General features: G+C 51.3%; 16 protein-coding genes. 6 read left to right on the top strand and 10 right to left on the bottom strand.

What is annotated here, in order from left to right; genetic code table 11:
* Window position 1: 1 nt before the first annotated feature.
* The 3 genes from ACO0LC_RS01900 to ACO0LC_RS01890 all read right to left on the bottom strand — a co-directional run bounded on the left by ACO0LC_RS01900 (window position 2) and on the right by ACO0LC_RS01890 (window position 3157).
* The gene (locus tag ACO0LC_RS01900) at window positions 2-394 is read right to left on the bottom strand and encodes an MAPEG family protein (protein WP_423000066.1); all 393 of its coding nucleotides are present in this window, start codon (window positions 392-394) and stop codon (window positions 2-4) included.
* Window positions 395-482: 88 nt separating this feature from the next.
* The gene (locus ACO0LC_RS01895) at window positions 483-2663 is read right to left on the bottom strand and encodes a molybdopterin cofactor-binding domain-containing protein (protein WP_423000064.1); all 2181 of its coding nucleotides are present in this window, start codon (window positions 2661-2663) and stop codon (window positions 483-485) included.
* Window positions 2660-3157 carry a (2Fe-2S)-binding protein gene (locus ACO0LC_RS01890; RefSeq protein ID WP_423000207.1) on the bottom strand — a complete coding sequence of 166 codons (498 nt, stop codon included), beginning with the start codon at window positions 3155-3157 and terminating at the stop codon, window positions 2660-2662. The genes ACO0LC_RS01895 and ACO0LC_RS01890 overlap by 4 nt, the downstream gene beginning before the upstream one ends.
* A 147-nt stretch (window positions 3158-3304) precedes the next feature.
* On the opposite strand from ACO0LC_RS01890, the gene ACO0LC_RS01885 reads away from it, so the two are divergent.
* The 3 genes from ACO0LC_RS01885 to ACO0LC_RS01875 are packed head-to-tail and all read left to right on the top strand — an operon-like array spanning window position 3305 to window position 6438.
* Entirely contained in the window at window positions 3305-4480 is a 1176-nt protein-coding gene (locus ACO0LC_RS01885) for a sensor histidine kinase (RefSeq protein WP_423000062.1), read from the top strand.
* On the top strand, window positions 4477-5283 hold the full coding sequence (locus ACO0LC_RS01880) for a LytR/AlgR family response regulator transcription factor (RefSeq protein WP_423000060.1): 807 nt from the start codon (window positions 4477-4479) through the stop codon (window positions 5281-5283). Before ACO0LC_RS01885 ends, ACO0LC_RS01880 begins: the two co-directional genes overlap by 4 nt.
* A gap of 57 nt (window positions 5284-5340) precedes the next feature.
* Window positions 5341-6438 carry an alpha/beta hydrolase family protein gene (locus ACO0LC_RS01875; RefSeq protein ID WP_423000058.1) on the top strand — a complete coding sequence of 366 codons (1098 nt, stop codon included), beginning with the start codon at window positions 5341-5343 and terminating at the stop codon, window positions 6436-6438.
* A gap of 48 nt (window positions 6439-6486) precedes the next feature.
* On the opposite strand, the gene ACO0LC_RS01870 is transcribed toward ACO0LC_RS01875, so the two are convergent.
* The 3 genes from ACO0LC_RS01870 to ACO0LC_RS01860 all read right to left on the bottom strand — a co-directional run bounded on the left by ACO0LC_RS01870 (window position 6487) and on the right by ACO0LC_RS01860 (window position 12554).
* Entirely contained in the window at window positions 6487-8574 is a 2088-nt protein-coding gene (locus tag ACO0LC_RS01870) for a M13 family metallopeptidase (RefSeq protein WP_423000056.1), read from the bottom strand.
* 88 nt (window positions 8575-8662) lie between these two features.
* Window positions 8663-10729, bottom strand: coding sequence for a M13 family metallopeptidase (locus ACO0LC_RS01865; RefSeq protein WP_423000054.1), 2067 nt, complete (start codon window positions 10727-10729; stop codon window positions 8663-8665).
* Window positions 10730-10931: 202 nt separating this feature from the next.
* Window positions 10932-12554 carry a M28 family peptidase gene (locus tag ACO0LC_RS01860; RefSeq protein WP_423000205.1) on the bottom strand — a complete coding sequence of 541 codons (1623 nt, stop codon included), beginning with the start codon at window positions 12552-12554 and terminating at the stop codon, window positions 10932-10934.
* Between the two features lie 120 nt (window positions 12555-12674).
* On the opposite strand from ACO0LC_RS01860, the gene ACO0LC_RS01855 reads away from it, so the two are divergent.
* Together ACO0LC_RS01855 and ACO0LC_RS01850 are read left to right on the top strand one after the other, a co-directional pair.
* Window positions 12675-13190: a hypothetical protein gene (locus ACO0LC_RS01855; protein ID WP_423000052.1), complete on the top strand. Its 516-nt coding sequence runs from the start codon at window positions 12675-12677 to the stop codon at window positions 13188-13190.
* Between the two features lie 5 nt (window positions 13191-13195).
* Complete coding sequence (locus ACO0LC_RS01850) at window positions 13196-13750, top strand: SMI1/KNR4 family protein (protein ID WP_423000050.1); 555 nt, start codon at window positions 13196-13198, stop codon at window positions 13748-13750.
* Between the two features lie 73 nt (window positions 13751-13823).
* Here the strand turns inward: ACO0LC_RS01850 and ACO0LC_RS01845 are convergent, their stop codons facing one another.
* The 4 genes from ACO0LC_RS01845 to ACO0LC_RS01830 form a co-directional block, all read right to left on the bottom strand.
* Window positions 13824-18584 carry an NAD-glutamate dehydrogenase gene (locus tag ACO0LC_RS01845; RefSeq protein ID WP_423000048.1) on the bottom strand — a complete coding sequence of 1587 codons (4761 nt, stop codon included), beginning with the start codon at window positions 18582-18584 and terminating at the stop codon, window positions 13824-13826.
* Between the two features lie 420 nt (window positions 18585-19004).
* Entirely contained in the window at window positions 19005-19745 is a 741-nt protein-coding gene (locus ACO0LC_RS01840; RefSeq protein ID WP_423000046.1) for a hypothetical protein, read from the bottom strand.
* A gap of 12 nt (window positions 19746-19757) precedes the next feature.
* The gene (locus ACO0LC_RS01835; protein WP_423000044.1) at window positions 19758-20333 is read right to left on the bottom strand and encodes a hypothetical protein; all 576 of its coding nucleotides are present in this window, start codon (window positions 20331-20333) and stop codon (window positions 19758-19760) included.
* 111 nt (window positions 20334-20444) lie between these two features.
* The gene (locus tag ACO0LC_RS01830; RefSeq protein ID WP_423000042.1) at window positions 20445-22106 is read right to left on the bottom strand and encodes a M20/M25/M40 family metallo-hydrolase; all 1662 of its coding nucleotides are present in this window, start codon (window positions 22104-22106) and stop codon (window positions 20445-20447) included.
* A gap of 402 nt (window positions 22107-22508) precedes the next feature.
* Here ACO0LC_RS01830 and ACO0LC_RS01825 point away from each other — a divergent pair, with 402 nt between their 5' ends.
* Window positions 22509-23486, top strand: coding sequence for a foldase protein PrsA (locus ACO0LC_RS01825; RefSeq protein ID WP_423000040.1), 978 nt, complete (start codon window positions 22509-22511; stop codon window positions 23484-23486).
* Window positions 23487-23528 lie beyond the last annotated feature (42 nt).

Here is a 23528-nt window from a genome sequence, read left to right as displayed (position 1 = left end):
TTTACGCCATCAACAAGAGGGCGATGCTGGTTGCCAGGCCTGCACCCCAGATCAGGGTACGCAAAGTGCCCTGGTTCATCAGATAGCTAATGGTGTAGACAATGCGCAAGGCAATGAAGAGAATGGCCAGTTGATCTATGCGCCCCTGGTCAACATGGGCTTGCTGAGCCAATAGCACGGCAGCGATAAAGAGGGGTAAGGCTTCAAAACCATTTTGCTGTGCTGCATTGGCTCTTTGCTGCCAGCCACTCAAGCCCTTGGCCCATTCCCTGGGATTGCTATTGTCATACCTGCCCGCATCACGCGGCATTTTTGCGGAATGTGCTTTGGCTATTCCCACCGTCATGATGGGTAATACGCATGCGGCTAGCACGCACCAGTTTGCAATAGTCATTTTATCTCCCTGATATGTGAACTTGAATTCAACTCTTCCAGAGTCGCACAATACCAGCACTCAGATGAATTCGCAGCAAAATCTAACGCTAGACTACTAGTTCCCAACCAGCTTGTGTCAGTGGCAAGCGTGTCACTGGTTTGCCGCTAGCTGCCAGCAAGGCATTGGCAATCGCTGGGCCTATGGATGGCGGGCCTTCTTCCCCCACCCCTTCGATTTTGTCACCTGTGCCCATGACCATGACATCGAGCAAGGGAGTTTGTGCCAGCGTCAGCAAGCGATAGCTATCAAAATTCCCCTGTTCCACCTGGCCATCCTTGAAACTGATTTCACCGAACAAGGCCGCAGTCAGGCCAAACAAGGTGCCACCCATCATTTGTGCTTCGACTGCCTTGGGATTGGCGACCACACCGGGATCTATGCCTGCCGTGATTTTGATGAGGCGGAATTGTCCAGGTTTGACGACGGCAAGCTCGACGATATGGGCACTGAACAATCTGTCGCCACTGCCATTCATGGCAAAACCACGGTAATGGTTTTTGGGCAGCGTCTTGTTCCAGCCCGCCCGCTCAGCCAGCGCCTGCACGAATCCCAGGGCCCTGGGATTGTGCTGCAATAAGCGACGCCGGTATTCCAGGCTGTCCTGGCCAGCCTGGCGTGCCGCCTGTTCCAGGGTATGTTCCAGGAAAAAGCAGTTTTGTGAATTGCCTACCGAACGCCAATAGGCACAGGGCACACCAAAATCCACCCTGGTCCAGCGCGTATCAAATGCAGGAAATTTATAGCTGCTGCCCAGCCAGCCCATGCTAAAGCTCCAGTCGAAGCCATCCCTGGCAGGGCTATTCGTCACCCTGGAATATTCTAGCAGGGATGGTCCAGCCGTATCATGACGCAAGGCCAGCGGCAGGTAATCCTGATCCAGCGCCAGTCGTACCCGCGAAGCAGTGATGGGGCGATAATAGCCAGCGCGCATATCATTTTCTCGCGACCATATGGTTTTCACCGTGACACCGGCGGCCTTGGCGATCAATGCTGCCTCAATGGCAAAGTCATGTTCCAGCCTGCGACCAAAACCACCACCCACATGCTGGGTATGGATTTGCACTTGCTCAGGCTGCAGCCCCAGGGCCCTGGCAACGCCTGTTTGGGTATCGGTCTGACTTTGGGTGGAAAGCCAGACTTGCGCACCTTCTGCTGTGACTTCGACGGTGGCATTCAAGGGTTCCATGGCAGCATGCGCCAGGAAGGGTAAATCAAATGTCGTATCAATGATGGTACTGGCAGCCGCCAGGGCAGTTTGTGTGGCTTCGGTATGTTGCGCCCTGGTGCCTGGAAAAGCTTTCCCTGCCCCGGCTGCCACTGCCTGCAGCAGGCTGGCGCGCATGTCGGCGGTATTGATGCTGGCATGTGCCCCATCTTGCCAGACTGGCTGCAATAATTGCAGGGCCTTGCTGGCAATCCAGTAGCGCTCAGCCACCACAGCCACCGCATTGCTCAGACGAACCACCTTGTGTACCCCTTTGACAGCCAGGGCGGCACGCTCATCCACACTTTGCAGGCTGCTGCCAAAGCGTGGTGCATGCAAGACTGCGGCTACCAGCATGTCGGGACGCTGCACGTCTATGCCAAACACGACGCTGCCATCTGCCCGCGACGGGATATCGGGGCGTGCGACTGACTGCCCCAGTATCTTCCAGTCCCGGGGGGCTTTGACAACTGGCTTTTCTGGCGGTGCTAGCAGAGCTGCTGCCTGTATCAAATCAGTATAGGGCAAGCTACGGCCTGTCGCTGCATGGCTCACTTGTGCCTGGCTGGCTATGCAATCCTTGACATCAACTTGCCATTGCAGGGCCGCGGCCTGCACCAGCATTTGTCTGGCTGCGGCACAGGCTGGTGCGATGGTCGCCATGGCAGAATGAAAACCAGCGCTGGCAAAGGTGGTGATACCTGGCGGCCAGCGCCGGTGAAATTGCTTGATGACGGGGGCATGGACTATGCGCACCTTTGCCAGTGGCATCTCCAGCTCTTCTGCGACGATCTGGGCGATGGCGGCATGGGTGCCCTGGCCCAGATTGGTGACGGTGGTGTAGGCAGTCACCAGGCCAGTAGCATCCATGCTGAGCCAGAAGTCAAAGGGGGAAACTGTCTGGCTTTTTTCATCTGCTGCCAAGCTATCAAGCATGGGGACACTGCTACCCAAAATCCAGGCACCAGCCACCAGAGAGGATTTCAAAAAACCCCTGCGTGCAGGTGAAGCTACTGTAGTCATGGCTTGACTCCCTTCTTGCCCACTTGTGGCTTGAGTTTGCTTGCCGCAGCATGTATTGCTGCCCTGACCCGCGGATAAGTACCGCAGCGGCAGAGATTGGTCATGGCTGCATTGATTTGCTGGTCAGTTGGGTGAGGGGTGGTTTTCAGCAAGGCAGCCGCGGCCATCAGCATGCCGGACTGGCAGTAACCACATTGCGGCACCTGATGCTCTATCCAGGCTTGTTGCAAGACATGACTGCGATCAGGGGACAGACCTTCTATGGTAGTAATACTGCGCCCTTGCAAAGACGCTACTGGCATGACACAACTACGCAAAGCCTCCCCATCCAGATGCACGGTACAGGCACCGCATTGCCCGGCACCACAACCAAACTTCGTACCAGTCAGGCCCAGGTCTTCGCGCAATATCCATAACAAAGGTGTATCGCCTTCTGCCTGGCAGTGGCGCATTTGCCCATTCACTTTCAGATTCACATCCATCTTGTCCCCCATCGCTGACATTTGAATTCATTACCTGGATGGATTATCTGGTAAGGACAAATTGCGTGAACAGCTCTTGTGACGAAACCCCGAAACCCTGCTGCCAGACATGCAAGGATGACGTTAAATGCCATGGCCCTGGCTGCTATACTAAGCAGCATGAAAAACCTACGCACAGACAGCAAGCTCCTGACCGAGACGCCGGCCTATACGCCAGCCAGTCTGCTCAAGCTTTTGCTGAGCAATATACTGATCTGGACCAGCATGTGTGCCATCGGTGCGCTAGGTAATTATGGTGACCTGGTCAAGCATGGCACTCAGCGCAGCTACGGCGAAATACTATGGTTCTGGGTCAGCAGCCATTTACTGATGATGGTGTTTAGTACTTGTCTCTACCTGATCTTCATGCAGCGTGAGCGCCTGCTCAGCAAGGCTAGTGGTATTGCGCTTGCTTATTGCGTCATGCTGCTTTGCTACCTGCCGCTGGAATTAATCTATATCGCCATTCTTGATCTGCTCAAGGACAAACCTGGTTTCGGGCTACAAGACATCATAGTCACTGCTGGCAATCTGCGTGGTTTTACCATCTTCCTGGAGTTTGCCTGGTCGACCGGTACCTTCATTGCGGTGCTGGCCATCTGTACCTGGCGTCAGGCCCGCGTGCGTGAACAAGCCTTGCAACTCTCCATGAATGATATCTTGCACTTGCGGCTGGATCTGGAACAACAGCGGCTGGATGCCTTGCGCGGGCAACTTGAGCCACACTTCATCTTCAATTGTCTCAATGCCATCAGTGCCCTGGTCAGGAGCGATGACAAACGCATCGCCCTGACTGGCTTGAACCGCCTCAGCGATTTACTACGCTACGCATTGACCGCCAGCAGCAAGGACTGGGTGCGCCTGGAAGATGAAATGAACTTCATACGTGATTATCTGGACTTGCAAAGACTGCGCTATGGCGAACGCTTGCAAGTCAGCATAGAGGGCGATAGCGATATGGTATTGGCAGGTGATTGCCCGCCTTTGCTGCTGCAACCTTTGCTGGAAAATGCCTTGCGTCATGATCTCGATTGCCATGAAGGCATTAGCGATATACGCATGCAATTCAGCCTGCATGCAGAAGAACTCAGTATCCAGGTCAGCAATACCGTCACCGATGGTATCGCCGCCAACCCTGGCCTGGGCCTGGGCTTGCCGCAGACACGCGCACGGCTGGAACTGATTTATGCAGCTCGTGCCAGCATGCATAGCGGACGCACACAAGAAAACGGACAAACTCGTTTTACCGTGGAAATCCGCATGCCTCTGCATATGCCAGAAAGTAGCAATCCATGAGCAGCATACGCGCATTGATCGTCGATGACGAAGAACCCGGCCGCACCAATTTGCGCTATGCCTTGCAGGACCATCCTGACTGGAACATAGTTGCTGAATGCGCCAGTGTGACTGCAGCGCGCGAGGCATTGCTGGTCTGTGCGGTCGATGTCATTTTTCTGGATATACAAATGCCACGCGAAACCGGCCTGACACTGGCGCGGGAACTGAGTACCCAGGCATCACCGCCACTGGTGATCTTTGTCACTGCCTTTAATGCTCATGCAATAGAAGCCTTTGACCTGCATGCTCTCGATTATCTGCTGAAACCTTTTGACGACCAGCGCCTGACCCTGTCATTGGAACGTGCAACTGCCATGCTCAAGCAGCGCCAGCAAGCCAGCTATGCACAGGCCATGAGCCAATATATCCAGGCAGAAGATGAGGCTAAAAAAGATAAGCCCGCCTACTGGCAACAAGTCAGCGTGCGCTCAGTTGGCCGCATAGAATGCATACAACTGGCAGATGTCTTGTGGATAGAAGCGGCAGGCAATTACATGCAATTGCATCTGCAGCAAGACCAGGCCGGAGGGAAAATCCAGCGCCAGGTATTACACAGGGTGGCACTGAGCCAATTGGAAAAACACCTGGACCCGGCATGTTTTATACGGGTACACCGCAGCGCCATCGTACGCTGCGATCAATTCCATCAGCTAGAAGTGGTGGGTGATGGCATATACCAGCTCAAATTGGTGAATCAGGATACGGTGCCCGTCAGTGAACGCTATGTAGCAGAGATCAGAAAACGTATGCATGATGGTTGAAGCGCTGCCGTTGTGAATAGTTAGAAAGAACTTGAATCCGTCTTTTAATTGCTTGCCATGACAAAAAATAATTTCCAAAAAATTTTTAAAATTCTCGGCATCATCATCTGTTTTTCTGTATTGAACAGTTGTAGTGCAGAACAGCATCCACAGGAAGCTGCAATCATTTCCAATCATGAGTTTTACGATACGCTGGAAATCAACTTCCCGAATCCCGCTGCACAAATAAAACTTGCTGGCAGCTTGAGTCTGCCTAAGGGGAAAGGTCCTTTTTCTGCTGTTATCCTGATCGCCGGTTCTGGCCCCATGAATCGTGATGAAGAAAATCTGCAGCACAAGCCCTTCATGGTGCTGGCAGACCATCTTGGCCGACAGGGTATTGCTGTACTGCGTTTTGATAAGCGCGGCGTAGAAAAATCCGAAGGTAATTTCGCCATCGCCAGGACATCTGATTTTGCCTCTGATGTCCATGCTGCGATTGCCTATTTGCGCACCAGGGCAGAAGTCGATATCAACAAGCTGGGTTTGATAGGTCATTCAGAAGGAGGAACCATTGCCCCTATGGTTGCAGCAGAAAATAATGCTGTGCATTTCATCGTCATGATGGCGGGGTCAGGCTTGCGTGGAGATCAATTGATACTGGCACAAACCCAGGCAAGGGACAGCTTGCTGCAAGTACCACCTGCCAAGTCAGGCAAAAAGCTGGCCGCCCTGGAAAAAGCCATGCATGCAATAAGTAGCGCAGGCAACCTGGTTGAAAGCGAGCGGGTACTGAAACCGATATTAAATTCAGCGGTTGCAGAAAATCTCATGTCTCAGCCTGAGGCGGATGAGCGCCTGGCTGTGTATACAACGGCCTGGTTTCGTGAATTCGTTTTGTATGACCCACGGCCTGTTTTGAAAAAATTGACTATCCCGGTATTGGCACTGGCAGGCAGCCTGGATATCAGCATCCCGTCAAAACAACATCTGCCCGCTATCCAAGATGCATTACGCAATAATAAGCAAGCCACAGTACAGGAAATCCCACAATTGAATCACATGTTTCAAACTGCAGTAACGGGAGATTTCTCTGAATTTGGCAAGATACAAGAAACCATGTCACCAAGCGCCATGAAGATAATCAGTACCTGGATCAAGCACCAGGTGAAATAAAAAAGGCGACATTACTTCGATGTCGCCCCTGGTTTTACGCTTGCAATGTTACCAAACCTTGATCCTGTTGTTGGGTGCCAGATAAAGTTTTTGACCAGGCTGCACGGCAAAAGCATCGTACCAGGCATCCAGATTGCGCACGGTCAGGACGCGGTATTGTCCAGGCGCGTGTTCATTGGTGATGATAACGGTACGCAGGGCTTCATCACGCATCTTGCCGCGCCAGCTGCGGGCATAGGCGAGGAAAAATTCCTGTTCATCTTCCTTGGTGATGGCCTGGCCTTTTTGCTTCATCGACGCATGATAGGCATCATAGGCCGCCATCAAACCGGCCAGATCGGCAATATTTTCACCCAGGGTCTGTGCGCCATTCACGGACAAATCAGGGAAGGCCTTGTATTGATTGAACTGCGCAATCAGGGCTTTGGAAGATGCCTTGAAGTGGGCCAGATCCGCCTTGCTCCACCAGTTGCGCAATTCGCCTTTGGCGTCAAACATGGCACCAGAATTATCAAAGCTATGGCTGATTTCATGGCCTATGGTGGCACCCAGAGCACCGTAATTGGTGGCGTCGCTGGCAGCCAGATCAAAGTTGGGTGCTTGCAAATACGCAGCCGGGAAATTGATGGCATTTTGCAGCGGCATATTGACTGCATTCACCAGTTGCGCATTCATGCACCATTCAGTGACATCGACAGGCTGGCCAAATTTTGCCAGGGCACGGCGATATTCAAATTCTTGCGAACGTTCGCGGTTGCCATAGGCATCAGCCGCATCGACGGCCAGACCGGAATAATCGCGCCATTTATCAGGATAACCAACACCAACATAAGTAGCCTTGATTTTAGCCAGCGCCTCTTGCTTGGTGGCTGGCGTCATCCATGTCAAAGCTTGTACACGTTCGCCAAAAGCCGCCAAAATATTGCTGACCATGCCATTGATACGGGTCTTGGAATCAGCAGAGAAATTCTCGGCTACATACAATTTGCCGACTTCTTCACCAAGCGCATCATTAGTCGCACCGACAGCGTATTTCCAGCGCGGCTGGGCTGTCTTGGCTCCAGTAAGGGCACTATAAAATTTGAATTTCTGATCAAAGAAAGCCTGTGGCAATACATTGGAGCGCTGGTTGATGATGTGAAAACGCAAATAATCTTGCCAGTTGGCCAGTGGAGTATTCGCTACCAAGGCAGAAGAGGCTTTCAAGGCACTTGGATGCCAGATGATAAATTTGCTTTGACCATCCAGGCCTGCAGCCTTGAAGTAAGCGGCCCAATCGAGGCCAGCGGCTTTTTTGTTAAAGTCGGCCAGCGTCCAGGTATTGTCAGCTTTTAAAACATCCGATGTTGCTTCGCGGTTGGCATGGCCTTTGGCGATCAGCATTTCCAGATCAAATACACGCTTGGCAGCTTGCTCGGCATCAGGCACATTGGCCAGTTTCAGAGTAGCGACTATATGCGCCAGGTAATTTTTTCTGATCTCAGCCATTTTTGGGCTGGCTGACAAATAATATTCACGGTCTTGCAGACCCAGGCCACCTTGCAACAGGTAAGGCATGTATTTGGTATGGTCATGGAAACCTTGTGACACCCACAGGCCAAACAGGTTTTCAGTAAATACATTGGTCGCATTGATTGGGTCGACATCGGCACGCAAGTGCTTGCCCAAATATGTCGACAGTGCCACCTTGTCTTTCAGGTCAGCTATGCTTTGCATCTCGCCCTGCAAAGGAGCCACGCCGCGCTGATTGATGGCATCGATATTCAGGTAAGAAGTGTAAAAATCTCCTATCTTGCGCGTAGCACTACCTGCATCAGCCTTGGTCGATTGCTCTATGATCTTCAAGACCTTGGCATCAGATTCTTCTACCAGCACATCAAAAATACCAACAGCAACCTTGTCGTCAGGGATGACGGCAGTCTTTTCCCAGCCACCATTGGCATAGCGATTAAAATCATTGCCCGGTGCAACCGCGCTGTCCATGCCGTTTTCTTTTTTAAGCGAATTTGCTGGTCTGGTTTCAGCCACAGAAGCTGCATCGGCAGCATGGGCCATGCTGTGCATCAAAGGTATGCTCAACATGACTTGCAGACACGCACGGGTCAGGGGTTTTATGACGAAATTTGTCTTGTTCATTATTTTCTTTCTTATGAGATTGAATATTTGTCTGCGCCAAAGTCAATTAATTTATATTACTAAAACCAGAAACAGCATCAATATCAACTTACCAGATCCTGACACGATCCTTGGGTGCAAGATATTGTTTTTGTCCTGGTTGCACTGCAAATGCATCGTACCAGGCATCCAGGTTACGCACCGTCAGTATGCGATATTGGACTGGGGCATGTTCATTGGTAATGATAATGGTGCGTAAAGTTTCATCACGCATCTTGCGACGCCAGCTATACGCATAAGATAAAAAGAATTCTTTTTCATCTTCTTTGGTAATCGCCTGCCCTTTCTGTTTCATGGAAGCATGATAGGCATCATACGCCGCCATCAAGCCTGCCAGGTCAGCGATATTTTCACCCAATGTCTGTGCACCGTTGACAGCCAGATCCGGGAAGGGACGATACTGATTAAATTGTGCAATCAGTGCCTTGGATGATGCCTTGAAATGGGTAAGATCAGCCTTGCTCCACCAGTTGCGTAATTCTCCTTTGGAGTCAAACATGGAACCAGAATTATCGAAGCTATGACTGATTTCATGGCCTATGGTAGAACCTAATGCACCATAATTAGTCGCGTCACTGGCATGCAAATCAAAATTGGGAAACTGCAAATACGCTGCAGGGAAATTCACCGCATTTTGCATGGGCATATTAATCGCATTGACCAGTTGTGGGTTCATGGCCCATTCTGTGGCATCGACAGCTTGGCCAAATTTTGCCAGGGCACGACGGTATTCAAATTCCTGTGCTCTTTCGCGATTGCCATAGGCATCATTCACGTCCACACTCAAGCCTGAATAATCACGCCATTTATCCGGATAAGCAACACCCACATAAGTCGCCTTGATTTTTGCCAGGGCTTCCTTCTTGGTAGCAGGTGTCATCCATTTCAAAGCCTGCACCCGTTCACCAAAAGCTGTCAGCAAATTCGTCACCATATCATTGACGTGGCGCTTGGCTTCGGGAGAAAAATTCTCTGCTACATAGAGTTTGCCAACTTCTTCACCCAATGCCTCATTGGTCGCTGTCACTGCATATTTCCAACGTGGCTGGGCTGCCTTGGCACCACTAAGGGCACTATAGAATTTGAACTTTTGCTCAAAGAAAGCCTGGGGCAATACATTGACACGCTGGTTAATGACATGAAAACGCAAATAGTCTTGCCAGCTCGCCAGCGCTGTATTTGCCACCAGTGCAGATGAGGTTTTCAAAGCGCTGGGATGCCAGATAATGAATTTTTTTTGCTCATCCAGACCAGCGGCCTTGAAATAAGTCGCCCAGTCCATGCCCGGCGCCTTCCTGGCAAAATCAGTCATGCTCCAGGTATTGTCGGCTTGCATGACGTCTGAAGTTGCTTCGCGGTTCGTATGGCCTTTGGCGATTTGCATTTCCAGGTCAAATACACGTTTGGCTGCCGCTTCTGGTTCAGCAACATCGGCCAGCTTCAGCATCGCGGCTATGTATTCCACATAGTTTTTCCGGAGTTCGACCATCTTGGGGCTGCTGGACAAATAGTACTCACGATTTGCCAGACCCAGGCCACCTTGCAAAAGGTAGGGCATATACTTTGTATGATCATGGAAACCCTGAGCTACCCACAAGCCAAACAAATTTTCTGTGAAGATGTTTGCAGTATTGATAGGGTCGACATCGGCACGCAGATGCTTGCCAAGATAGTTTGCAAGACTGATTTTATCCTGGAGAGTAGCGATGCTTTGCATCTCATTTTTCAATGGTGCCAGGCCAAGTCGATTGATGACATCCATATTCAAGTGAGCCGCATAAAAATCACCCACCTTGCGCACCGCACTGCCTGGCTCGGCTTTGCCAGCCTGCTCTATCAGCTTCAAGACCTTGTTATCAGATTCTTCGATCAGGCTATCAAAATTCCCGATTGCGGTTTTGTGATCGGGGATGACTGCACTTTTTAACCAGCCACCATTTACATAACGATAAAAATCGTCTCCTGGCAAGACTGAAGTGTCCATGCCAGCTTCTTTTTTGACGACACCAGCAGTCTCCCCCATAGCGTTCACATTACCGTGCATCAAAGACAAAGCCAACATGACTTGCAAACACGTACTGGTCATAGGCTTTAATGTAAACTTGCCATTGTTCATTATTTTCTTTCCTGGTTTTCTTTTTTGTTATTGACTATTTTTTCTGCCGCTGCTTATGTCTATCAAGATGATGACTAATGACTTTCTCTTTTTGCAAAGAAAAAGCTCTCTTTATATCCATAAAATAAGCCAGCACGCTACATCCTTTTGTGTATAGCTTTGAAGCGCCTGGTGACTACAAGTTCAAGTTTTTTGATTTTTTTTACTTACGCACTTTGGAAAATGCATCATTTTCTTTCCATGCTGGCATTGCTTGGGCGTTGGCAATTTCTTGCCCCAGGTTCAGGGTGAACTGTGCCTGTTCTGTCATGCCAGACAAATCCCAGGCAGGATCATATTCATCCGTCACTTGGTGATAGCGTTTGCCAAAAGCCCGTGCTTTTTCCAGTGAAGCCTGAGGGTCATTGATGTAGTCACGGCCACTGCCTATGGAAAACGCCGGTACGCCAGCCTTGGCAAAGCTGAAATGGTCGCTGCGGAAATACCCACCAGCAACGTCTACGCGTGGCGGCGCGACTGTCATATTCATACTGAGCGCTACCTTGTTGGCAGCAAGAATGAGATCACTGCGCTCGGCACCAAAGGCACTGATGTCTCTGGTGCGACCGACAAAATTCAGGGTATCGAGATTCAGGGCAGCAGCGGTTTTATTCAAAGCCCATAAAGGGTGGGCTGCATACCAGGCGCTTCCCAGCAAACCCTGTTCTTCTGCTGCTACCCATAAAAATAGCTGGCTGCGTCTGGCTGGTTGCATTACGGCGGCTTTGGCCATAGCCAGCAAGGCGGCTGTGCCTGAACCGTTATCAACAGCGCCGTTATAAATGACATCACCCGTGCCTTCTTGCTTGCCCAGATGATCCCAGTGCGCGCTGTAGATCACCAGTTCATTTTTCAGTTGTGCATCTGTACCAGGCACCATGCCAGCGATATTGAATTGCTCCAGTTGCCGCACCTGCGACTTTGCTTCTCCTTTGAGTCTGGCATTGATGGCAACCGGCTTGAAATCCTTGTTTTCTGCCGCTGCACGCAGGCTGTTCAAATCCAGTCCTGCCGTCTTAAACAGGGATGTTGCCGCTGCATCCGTGATCCAGCCTTGTATGGGCAAGCCTTTGACATCTTTGTTGGCTAACTGGAATTGCTCACCCATACCACCGTTTTTCAAAACATCCCAGCCTACATTGGCGGAGGCATCGGTGTGTATCAATAACACGCCTGCAGCTCCTCGACGCAAGGCTTCTTCTGCCTTGTAAGTACGACGGCCATAATAAGTCAGGGCCTTGCCGCCAAAGCGTTCTGGTTGTTCTGCGGTGGGTTGCGGGTCATTCACTATGACGACCAGGATTTTGCCTTTGCAATCGATGCCTTTGAAATCATCCCATTGTTCTTCTGGCGCGGTGATGCCGTAGCCGACGAACAACAATTCATGATCGAACTGATGGGTACTCACCGCATCGCCCGCGCTCCAGATCCAGTCATTGCCAAAATTCCAGTCCAGTTGCTTGCCAGAGATTTGTATGTTCACGCTGCTGGCCTGTGGCAAAGATTTGATGCCATTGATGCTGACCGCCTGCTTATAACTCTTGCCATTGGCAGGCAACAAGCCCAGCACCGCTGCCTGGGTTTCCAGATAGGCGACACTCAGGTCACCGCCACGCTGGCCTGTGCCGCGGCCTTCGAACAAATCAGAAGACAAAAGTGCCAGATGGGCTCGCAAAGCGACTTCGTCTACCTTGCTGCCCTGCACCTGTGCAAAACCATGGGATGGGATAGTGAGTGCAAAGCCCAACAAGGCAGTCGATAAATAGTGTGCAGAAATTTTTTTCATGTCATTCAGAGCAAGATCATTCAAGGCAGCAACAGGATAAGCGTAAAGAAACCGGAATACGTTCAGCATTTGCAGGCAGGATTGTATATAGTGATGCCAGTTTGTGTTCATTAAATCATCATGTATCTACGAAAAATCTCCCTGCTTTTTGCTTTGCAGTGCAGCATATTGGCGCCAGTACATGCGGCGAGTTGCCAATTGCAAAACATTGCCGTTACCCCACTCCAGCCCGGGCACTATGAGGTATTTCGCGCAGTTGGAAAATCTGTGGAATTGCGCTTCAACAGTGTCAGCAATGATGCCCAGGTTGATGCCTTCCCTGAGCCACCTTTGAAAATCTTGCAGCGCGCCAGCAATACCCAGTGTGAAATCAATGCTGGTATCTGGGTCAGGAAAGATGTTTACCTGAGCAGTAATGAACAGGTACTGCTGACCCATGAATATAGTGGCTCAAATGATTTTTTGGTGTTTTACAACACAACGGATTGCAGCAAATTGCATGAACTGGATGTCTCAGGCTCGACATGGAAAATCAGAGGCAAGCTCATCCGTACAGAAACGCAGGATGGAATACGGCACAAGCGTCAGGATTATGTTTTGAATGCCAAGTGTCTGCCACAGGCGACAAGGAAATAAATCCCATGCATTTCTCGGACTACCTGGAAAAAATCCTGAACATGTATGCAGATGCAGATGTGGAACCTGGACTACAAGGTGCTGCCGACCTGGCAGAGATAGAGGCACTGGAACAAGACTTTGGTTTCCCCTTGCCCGAAGAATTGAAACAGGCGTGGCTGACTGCCAACGGTGGCGGCTATTACCGCGCCCTGTTTGCACGCCCTGGTTATCTGACAGGCTATGATTTTCTTTCACTGAGTGAGAGCATGAAAGAGCGTATTGGCATGCAGAAACGGGCTCCGCAATATCTGGGCTATGAACAGGAGAAAGCGCGCGATGCCCGCATCTGCCCTGGCTGGTATGAGCCAGGCTGGCTACCCTTCGCCAGCTTTGGTGGCAGCACCTTGCTATTGATATTGGATATGTCACCAACGGCACAAGGACAGGCAGGGCAAATCATTTGTTTTACCCATGATGCCGACCGCATAGAATATGTCGCTGCTTCCTTCAATGATTTACTGACTGCATCACTGCAAATGTTTGAAGAAGAGGCTGATGAATTAATTTATAGCGATTAATTTATAAGCAGTGCTTGTGCAGACAAAAAAAACCCGCCCACCTGCCAGATGGGCGGGTTTTTTTCAAATGTGCTTAAGCCAGATGCCGTAACTCCCGCAAAGCCACTGACACGGGTGCCAGGTCCGGTCCCTGTGCACTGATCGTGGTCAGCAAGGCAGTCAGCCTGTCTATGGCTGGCGCATGCTGTGCGTGCCAGTTGCTGACTTCTTCCTGGCGCGACAAGATGCCACGGGTGATCTGACTGGCGATGGAATACACGTCATCCCTCGCACTGCCACGTGCCTGGGTCTGCCACAGGGTGTCAGTAGGCAGGCGGTTGATCTGGTTGCGCCAGCCAGTCAGGCCCAGCTCATCATCGATACCAAAGTAGGCACGTGCCACCTGTTCCAGGCCACTGCTGGTGCTCTGTGCCAGATCGACCAGGTCCAGCGCCGGGAAGATATATTCCAGAGCTGTCAGGTTTTGTGCCAGTGTAGCTTCAACCCCGGCTTGCGTGAGTGCCTCGGCTTCTTTTTGCCAGCTGGCGTGGGCATTGGCTGGCAGCCAGTCATCGAGTTGCCAGCGCAACTCACGCGCCGCAGGCTGGTAGCGTTGTATCAGCGTAGGCAGGTCGGTGCTTTGCGAACGTATGCGCAACATCCAGCGTGAGGCCCGTTGGGCAATGGCGATCAGCTTGGACAAGAGGTCGAGTTGTAGTTTTGAATCAACCTTATAATCCAGTGCATCGATCTGGTCCCACAATGCTTCCAGGTCAAAAATCTCGCGAGCCAGGGTGAAGGCGCGTATCACGTCCGCCGCAGTCGCGCCTGCTTCAGAGGCGATGAAGTTGACGAAGGTGGCACCGGCACGATTGACCACGGTATTGGTGATGAAGGTAGCGATGATTTCACGCTTCAGCGGGTGATGAGCAATCGCTTCGGCAAAACGTTCAGACAGGACTTGTGGGAAGTAAGCTTTCAATGCGCGGCTGAAGAAAGGATCATCCGGCAGATTGCTGGCGACCAGTTCATCAAACACTGACATCTTGGCATAGGCCAGCACGACCGCACCTTCTGGTGCAGTCAGGCCCTGCTTCAAGGCCTTGCGATGGAAAATTTCATCATCGCTGGGCAGGTATTCTATGGCACGGTTCAGGCGGCCCTGTTTTTCCAGCGACTGCATCAATCTTTGCTGTCCATCGAGTACATACAATGGGCGGTGCGCAGCAATATCCAGGGCCTGGCTTTGATAATAATTATCGGTCAGGACCAGGTGGCCAACTTCATCGGTCATCGAGGCCAGCAAGTCATTACGCTGCTTGAGTGTCAGGTCGCCTGCTTCAACGATGCTACCCAACAAAATCTTGATATTGACTTCATGGTCTGAGCAATCGACACCGGCAGAATTGTCTATCGCATCGGTATAGATGCGGCCACCTTTTTGGGCGAATTCTATACGGCCATTTTGTGTGCAGCCCAGGTTACCGCCTTCGGCCAGCACTTTGCAACGCAAGTCATTGCCATTGACGCGGAAGGCATCACCTGCCTTGTCACCGACCTGGGCATGGGTTTCATACTTGGCCTTGACATAGGTGCCTATGCCGCCGTTGTAGAGCAAATCTACAGGGGCTTGCAAAATGGCACGCAGCAATTCTACTGGTGCCAGTTCGGCTGTTTCTATGCCCAGCACAGCCCGTGCTTCCGGGCTCAGGCTGATGGATTTTGCGGTGCGAGGGAAGACGCCACCGCCGGCAGAAATCAGGCTCTTGTCGTAATCATCCCAGCTGGAGCGCGGCAGGTTGAACAGGCGCTGGCGCTCGGCAAATGAAATTGCCACATCAGGTGATGGGTCGATGAATATATGACGGTGATCAAATGCAGCCACCAGTTTGATATGCTCGGACAGCAACATGCCATTACCGAATACGTCACCCGACATATCGCCGATACCGGCGACGGTGAATGCCGTATCTTGCGTATTCACACCCTGTGAACGGAAATGGCGCTTGACCGATTCCCATGCACCACGGGCTGTGATACCCATTTTCTTGTGGTCATAACCTACCGAACCACCAGAGGCAAAGGCATCACCCAGCCAGAAGCCATAATCAGCCGAGACGCCATTGGCGATATCCGAGAAGGTTGCCGTGCCCTTGTCAGCAGCCACCACCAGGTAAGGATCGTCGACATCATGACGTATGACTTTTTGGGGTGGCACGACAGTGCCTTTGACGATATTGTCAGTCACATCCAATAAGCCAGACAGGAAGATTTTGTAGCAAGCTACACCTTCAGCCTGATAGGCTTCGCGGTCCGTCGCGGGCGGTGCATTCTTGAGGACAAAACCACCTTTGGAACCAACTGGCACGATGACGGTATTCTTGACTTGCTGGGCTTTCACCAGACCCAGGATTTCTGTACGGAAGTCTTCACGCCTGTCTGACCAGCGCAAGCCACCACGGGCCACTTTACCACCGCGCAGATGCACGCCCTCAACACGTGGAGAGTAGACCCAGATCTCAAACAAAGGTTTGGGTTCTGGCACACCAGGTACTTCACGTGGATTGAGCTTAAAGCTCATGTAGGGCTTGAATGCACCCGTGGCCGTGGTTTGCCACAGATTGGTACGCAGGGTCGCAACAATGGTTGCAATGAACTGGCGCAAGATACGATCTTCATCCAGACTGGCAACATTGCTCATCTGGGTTTCCAGCTGTTCGCGTATATGCTTTTGTGCCTGTTCGCGGTCACCGACATAATCAGGCTTGAAGCGGGCACCAAACAGTTCAGCAATCAGTTGTGTGATAGGTGCATTCTTGTTCAGTGCTGCTTCTATGTAGTTCTGGCTATAGGCGAAACCCAGTTGCTTGAAGTAACGCGAGCAGGCACGCAAGACGGCGATCGAGCGTGCATCCAGCGTGGTATTCAAGACCAGGCGATTCAGGTCATCACTTTCAACTTCGCCGCTCCAGGCTTGCGAGAAAAGGTTTTCAAAGCGTACTTTAACCGCGGACAAATCCGTGTTAGCGGGTAATTGCAAACCCAGGTCATGTATCCATAAAGTCTCGGCACCGCTGACAATCGCGTAAGGGTGTTCATCGAGTACCCTGGCACCCATATGTTCCAGCACAGGTAGGGAATCAGACAAGGCCACCTTGGCGGTGTTATAAATCTTGAAGCGCAATATGCCCGGGCCAGCGTCGAGTGGACGGTAGAGCTTGACCATCATCGGTGCACCTGCATTGAGGCTGGCCAGCATGTCGGCATCTTCTGCACCCACCAGTGCAGAGAAATCTTCACGGTAAGCGGTAGGGAAGGCATTCGCAAAACGGTTAGCCAGGCTCAGGCCATTGCCTTCACCATGTGAGCGCAACAGTTCCGAGGTGCAATCATCTTCCCAGCGTTGTGCAAGTTTGGCGATGCGTGCTTCCAGCATCGCCAGATTGACGTTTTGCGGTGCCACATCCTTGGCCCTGACCAGATAATGTATGCGTGCCATTGGGCTGTCGGTCAGCATGGGTGTGAATTCTATCGATTGCCCATTCAGGGCCATCATCAATTCATTGCCTATCTTGACGCGCAGTTCAGTGTTATAGCGGTCACGCGGTACAAATACCTGGGCGGAAGTGAAACGGCCAAAGGGGTCGCGACGCAGGAACAAACGGGTGCGCTGGCGTTCTTGCAGGCGCAAAATACCTATCGCATGCTCAGCCAGGGTAGTAGCATCGATCTGGAACAATTCATCACGTGGATAATCGTCGAGAATAGCTTGCAAGGACTTGGCGGCATGGCTCTCAGGCACGACGCCAGAAGTATTCATGACATTCGTTACGCGCTGGCGTACCAGCGGGATATTGCCTACCGGTTCAGAATAAGCCGTGGAAGTGTACAAGCCCAGGAAACGCGATTCACCAATGACATTGCCGGCATCATCAAAACGCTTGATGGCGATATAGTCCAGCCAGGCTGGCCTGTGTACGGTGGCCCTTGTCATGGCCTTGGTGACCATCACCATTTCTGTGGAATCCATCAAGGCCACGACTTCTGGCGGCAAACGGGTTTCTGCTGTCTTGACCGGGCCACGCAGAATGCCTAGGCCAGAATCAGCAATGGCGACCAGGCTGACATTCTCGCCTTCGCGTTTCAAATCATAATCGCGTACACCGAGGAAGGTGAAATGACGGTCTTCCAGCCAGGCCAGGAAGGCTATCGCTTCATCACGTTTTTCTGGTGCCTGGGTGGCTTTTTCACAAGCTGCGCGCACTTCGCGAGCGCGGGCCAGCATGGGCTGCCAGTCGACCACGGCACCACGTACATCCGACAAGACACTCTTCAAGTCTTCTACCAATGCCTGTTGCGCCGCCTGGTCGACGATGCGGTCGCATTCCACCAGGATCAACGACTCTACCGGATCGCTACGCCCTGCTGCCTTCGCCGCTGCTACAGTGCTGACTGCAGTCACACTGCCATTCGCATCACGCGCCACGCTCATCAGAGGATGTACTATCCAGTGTGCCGTGCGGCCACTGCGGTTGATCGCCATCGTCACCGAATCGACAAGGAAGGGCATATTGTCATTGACGATTTGCACGACTGTATGGTCGCTGACAAAACCATCTTCTGCCAGGGTAGGATTGAATACCCTGATCTTCGGTGTCTGTGCGGTACGCGGTGCATCCAGTAAACGCCAGTGGGCATTGGCCTGGGCAAACAAGGTGGCTGGCCCACGGCTGATAATTTCATCCGGGTCAGTGTTTTCAAAATAGGTAGTGATAAAAGAACCCTGGCGTTCAGATGCCGGGCCAGTGTGCGCTTGCGCATAAGCGATCAGCTCAGCGAAGTGGGAAGAGGTCATACGTTCTCCTTCTATAGGAAGATAACGAGAGATAAAAGTGCAAGCTAATGCACCATATTGTGCAAGTATCCTCCATTATGCGGGCGGAAACAAACGGGATTTCCCTTACGAGCGTACGGAAAATTTGGCCCTCAGGTAGCCAATGCGCAACAGACGTAGTGCAGTTCACGTCAAGTGTTGCTTACTTACACAAAGATGCTGGCAAAATTCAACAACACTGTAGCAAAGCTAAATACCATTCCTTTGCTTTTTCTCAAATGCAGAAAAACAGAAAATAGCAGTTTGTGGGCGGAATATGGGATGTGCAGTGCAACATCGGCAAAGCTGAGAAATATAATCGACCGATCGCTTGTAGCCTATGAGTTGTAGGAGCGGCTTCAGCCGCTCACCTCCCTTAGCCAGATAGCCGACACAGCAGGCCTAATCATTAAACCGCACAGGCTGCATAAACCAGCCCAGGATACTGGCTACCAGCATGATAACAGCCAGCCACACCAGCTTACGCCAGGGTTGGCCACCGCTTTTGAGTATCTCGAAACTATCGATGAAGACGGTTTCGCAAGCACCATTACCAGTATCGGTGCGCACTATGCTGGTGCCGCGCTTGAAGGCGAAACCGTGGTTATGTGAATATTCGGACAGGCGGCCACGAAAATGGATCTGGTCACCGATTTCGACTTTTTTGATGATTTTTGCCAGCGCAGGCTGGTCGGTCAGCAAATGATTATTTGAAATGGCAGTCTGGTCAAAGGCAGCAAAGGCCTCGGCTGAATTGGCCCTGATATTGCAGGTGAACTGGCCACTGGAGTAGCTGAGATCCTGGTAGACACCATTGCGTACATTATTACCCCAAACCACGCAGATATCCATGACATTCAAGTGGTCATTTGCCTCGCGGTGGATATAATCCCACCAGGTATCGGCGGCGTGCTTGCTGACCACCAGGCCGACCAGGTCGTAATCGTATAAGGGCTGTACCTTGTAAGTGACACCACCTGTGGTAGTAGCAAATGCGGGCTGGGTGATCTGGGTCTGTAGTGGCTCGGTTAAGAGTACCGTATCCAATTCTGTGGTTGGCGGCAAGACATCGCGCCGCCACAGGGCCAGCAGCAAAAGGCAAAGGCTGCATGTCATCAGCCATTTCAGGCTAGTACGTATCATGATCGTGCTGCTTTAATCGAGCTTCAGGAGGCTGGCATCATGCAGGGAACAAGCCTGCACTTTGGCACCAAAAAAATCGGCCTGCAATTGAAAGGCACGCAGGATTCTTTGGCGTCCTTGTTCATCTTCGGGCAAAGTAAATATGACTTTGAGCACATTGGCATGGGTAGTCGCCGCAGTGCTGGTGGCAACGGGCAGCACACCAGCATGGCTTGCTGATGGTGCTGATGCTGTTGATGCTGCCGGCGTTACCGACACTGGATGTGGCAAGAGCAGGCACATTTCTGCCAAAATCTCTGCTTCGCTGATAATGACAGTATCATGGTTACCATGAAACTTCCGGCCACCGGAACTGGCATCGGCTATACCGCCCGTGATCTCAAATTCCGTCGTCGAAATACGTTCGTAATGAAATGCCCGCCAGTCACTGTCTTGCAGTTCAACGGGCTGGGCGGCCAGGAAATGACGGTTTGCCACCGTCGCCATGGCCACTGCTGCCATACCACCACCAGCAATCATACCAACTGGCAACATTTCTGCCAGACTATCTGGCACGCCTTCCATACCAGCAGCGCTTACTTCATTCATCTGTGATCTCTATCAAAAAGGGCCAGAGCTGCATTGTATGCCTTTCGTGGCATCGAATACAGCCTTAGCCATTTGATCAGATAAATGAGATACAAGACTTAGATATAAGACTTACTTGGCCACTTCCTCAACTGGCTTGGCTTCATCTTTTTTCTCGTCTGGCGGTGGGTCTTTAGGCAATGGCTTGCGTGGCAACATTTCATTGCGGTTGGCCGCATGGGCAACAAAGCTGGCCAATATCATCGAGGCCTGGGTCAGGTCGCTCTTTTGCACCTTGTCATACAAGTCCATGCTGGAATGATGAGTACGGCTGAAGTAATCCATGTCATCCTGGACAAACTGGAAGCCCGGTACACCTACGCGGTCAAAACTGACGTGATCGGTGCTGCCAGTATTACGCAGTGTCGTGGTGGTGGCTCCGACATCATTAAAAGGGGCTAGCCAGGCATCAAAAATCGGTTTTATTGCTGCATTGTTTTCTGCATAAATCCCGCGGATTTTGCCACCACCATTGTCCAGATTGAAGTAAGCAGAAATCTTGCCATGCATGGCTTTAATGCTTAAAGGGCCAGTAGGCTTGCGCGCAAAGCTGGGTAATTCCAGCTCCTTGGGATCAGTCGGTTCAGGACGGGATGCCAGCCATTTATTGACATAGGCACGCGAGCCCAGCAAACCCTGCTCTTCACCGCCCCATAAGGCGATGCGTATGGTGCGGCGCGGCTTGAAACCGGTGGCTTTCAACAGACGCACGGCTTCCATGACCATGGCGACACCGGCAGCATTGTCGGTAGCACCTGTGCCACCATGCCAGGAATCCAGATGCGCGCCCAACATGACGATTTCATCTTTTTTGTCAGTACCGGGGATTTCCGCCACGATATTGATGGCGGCTTCCGGGTCTTCGTCATTGAAAGTCGCCTTGACATCAATTTCCAGCTCCACGGCTTTTTTCTTTTCCACCAGGCGATACAGGCGGTTATAAGTTTCGCTGGCGACCACCAGATTAGGCGGGCCTGTTTGCTCATCTTTTTTGTAGGAACCACCTTCCTGAACAAAGATGGTGCCGTCTTCGCCGCGGGTGACATTCAAGACAGCCAGGGCTTTTTCTTCTGTCAGGAAAGCGCGCAGTTTTTTGGCGAACAGGTAGCGTTTCACATAAGTCTGGATGTCGCCCCTACGTGATGGCGCAGGATCAAAATCAATCTTGCTTAATTCACCCAACTCGTCATGGGAATAGCGATGGGCATCGGCCTTCATGTGTGGCTGTATGGGCAAGGGATCATCCAGCAAGACGATGCTGCCAGCCAGCTTGCCTTTCCACTTGGCCAGGTCTTCATCAGCGGCGATTTTTGCGATCACCAGCTTGCCGCGTTGCAGCCCGTTTGTACCTGGTGTCCAGGCCTTGGGGATGGCATACAGGTCGACTTGCGCAGGCTCTACCATGCGCAATGTGGTTTTTTCCAGCGTCCAGCCACGACCAAAGGGGGCAAAACTTTCACTGTGGATATTTTGCAAACCCCATTCGCCAAATTTGCTGCGGGTCCAGTCCCCTGCCTTGCGCATGGCGGGTGAGCCGGTCAGCCGTGGGCCGATTTCATCGGTCAGCACCCCTAGTATCTCTTGCGCCTTGGAGCGGTTCATGGCTTCGTCACGCAATTTTGTGATGAGGTCGAGATCGATTTTCTCTTCGTTCACGGCAGCAGCAAAAGCGGTAGTACCGGCAAAACTGCTGCTGACTAGCGCTGTACCAAGTAAAACATGAAGCAAACGCATGGGTGTCTCCTAAGGTGCTTTGGGGGAATAAGTCTTGAGTAATTATATTTTTATTATTTTTTATGAACCGCATTGCTTGGAGTTAATTAGCTGGTTTTTGTTCCACTGTTTTATGCCTATTTGAAAATTATTCTGTCATTTTCAAGAAGTTATTTCAATTTATTAAGTTTTATGCAACTATCATACCCATCGTATGGTAAAACATCTGTCAGACAAGGCTTGGAAAGTGCGGACCTGCCCGCAAATACGGCCATGGAATTTGCTAAAGTTTTTGGTAAGTAAAGGTGAATATCTAGCATGACAGACAAAATCACGAGTAGAATTCAGCGTCATTTTTAAATCGTCGTATGCCGACAGGCATGATATCTGCTGCAAAGTCAGCTCAATATTGAAGGAATGTGTATGTCAATTAAATCCCGTGTAGTCTTGGGTAGCGCTCTTGCCCTGTTGGTACTCAGCGCCTGTAATGATAAAAATGCAGATAAAGCTGCATCAGCTTCTGCTTCCGCAAGTGCTAGTGCCTCGGCCTCTAGTGCAAGCAATGAAGTCGCTGCCACTGTAGATGGCACACCTATCAGCAAGAAACAACTCGATCAAATCATGCAGCAGCAAGCTGGCCAAGGCATGCCAGACACGCCTGAAACACGCAAGATGATCATCGACAACCTGGCCATGCAACTCATCGTCGCCAAAGAAGCCGTCAAAAAAGGCCTGGACAAGTCACCGGAAGTTGCCGATCAACTGGAAATGACACGTCAATCCATCCTGGCAAATGCCTATGTCAAGGATTACATCAAGACAGCCGCTGTATCAGATGAAGCACTGAAAGCTGAATACGATGATTTCAAATCCAAGAATGGTGGTAATGAATACAAGGCCCGTCATATTCTGGTAAAAACTGAAGCAGAAGCCAAAGACATCATCGCCAAAATCAAGAAAGACATCAAATCCTTCGACGGTCTGGCTAAGTCCAAATCCATGGACCCAGGCTCCAAGGACAAAGGCGGCGATCTGGGCTGGTTCAATCCACGTGGCATGGTGCCTGAATTTGGCGCAGCCGTTGCCACTCTGGAAAAAGGCAAGTTCACTGAAGAGCCAGTTAAATCCCAATTTGGTTACCACGTGATCGTGCTCGATGATTCCCGTCCTCTGACCCTGCCACCACTGGAAGAAGTCAAAGCCGGCCTGAGCCAGCAACTGCAACAAAAAAATATGAAAAAAATGCTGGACGACATGAAAGCCAAGGCCAAGATTGAAGTCACAGCAGCTCCGGCACCTGCCTCTGCACCAGCAGCAAGTGCTCCGCTGACAGTCGTACCTGGCGCAGCTCCGGCTGCGTCGGCAGCAGCTTCTGCATCAGCAGACGCAGCGAAGAAATAAGCTTTAGCATTTCCCGCAAAAAGGCTGTCTGGTTAGTCCAGA

The organism is Undibacterium sp. JH2W, assembly GCF_049340425.1.
GTDB lineage: Bacteria > Pseudomonadota > Gammaproteobacteria > Burkholderiales > Burkholderiaceae_D > Undibacterium.
This window is presented reverse-complemented; position numbering and strand designations above follow the sequence as displayed.

Excerpts from the sequence above, each read along its gene's own strand:
- ACO0LC_RS01900 (WP_423000066.1), bottom strand. The coding sequence starts at position 394 with ATGACTATTGCAAACTGGTGCGTGCTAGCCGCATGCGTATTACCCATC.
- ACO0LC_RS01895 (WP_423000064.1), bottom strand. The coding sequence starts at position 2,663 with ATGACTACAGTAGCTTCACCTGCACGCAGGGGTTTTTTGAAATCCTCT.
- ACO0LC_RS01890 (WP_423000207.1), bottom strand. The coding sequence starts at position 3,157 with ATGGGGGACAAGATGGATGTGAATCTGAAAGTGAATGGGCAAATGCGC.
- ACO0LC_RS01885 (WP_423000062.1), top strand. The coding sequence starts at position 3,305 with ATGAAAAACCTACGCACAGACAGCAAGCTCCTGACCGAGACGCCGGCC.
- ACO0LC_RS01880 (WP_423000060.1), top strand. The coding sequence starts at position 4,477 with ATGAGCAGCATACGCGCATTGATCGTCGATGACGAAGAACCCGGCCGC.
- ACO0LC_RS01875 (WP_423000058.1), top strand. The coding sequence starts at position 5,341 with ATGACAAAAAATAATTTCCAAAAAATTTTTAAAATTCTCGGCATCATC.
- ACO0LC_RS01870 (WP_423000056.1), bottom strand. The coding sequence starts at position 8,574 with ATGAACAAGACAAATTTCGTCATAAAACCCCTGACCCGTGCGTGTCTG.
- ACO0LC_RS01865 (WP_423000054.1), bottom strand. The coding sequence starts at position 10,729 with ATGAACAATGGCAAGTTTACATTAAAGCCTATGACCAGTACGTGTTTG.
- ACO0LC_RS01860 (WP_423000205.1), bottom strand. The coding sequence starts at position 12,554 with ATGAAAAAAATTTCTGCACACTATTTATCGACTGCCTTGTTGGGCTTT.
- ACO0LC_RS01855 (WP_423000052.1), top strand. The coding sequence starts at position 12,675 with ATGTATCTACGAAAAATCTCCCTGCTTTTTGCTTTGCAGTGCAGCATA.
- ACO0LC_RS01850 (WP_423000050.1), top strand. The coding sequence starts at position 13,196 with ATGCATTTCTCGGACTACCTGGAAAAAATCCTGAACATGTATGCAGAT.
- ACO0LC_RS01845 (WP_423000048.1), bottom strand. The coding sequence starts at position 18,584 with ATGACCTCTTCCCACTTCGCTGAGCTGATCGCTTATGCGCAAGCGCAC.
- ACO0LC_RS01840 (WP_423000046.1), bottom strand. The coding sequence starts at position 19,745 with ATGATACGTACTAGCCTGAAATGGCTGATGACATGCAGCCTTTGCCTT.
- ACO0LC_RS01835 (WP_423000044.1), bottom strand. The coding sequence starts at position 20,333 with ATGAATGAAGTAAGCGCTGCTGGTATGGAAGGCGTGCCAGATAGTCTG.
- ACO0LC_RS01830 (WP_423000042.1), bottom strand. The coding sequence starts at position 22,106 with ATGCGTTTGCTTCATGTTTTACTTGGTACAGCGCTAGTCAGCAGCAGT.
- ACO0LC_RS01825 (WP_423000040.1), top strand. The coding sequence starts at position 22,509 with ATGTCAATTAAATCCCGTGTAGTCTTGGGTAGCGCTCTTGCCCTGTTG.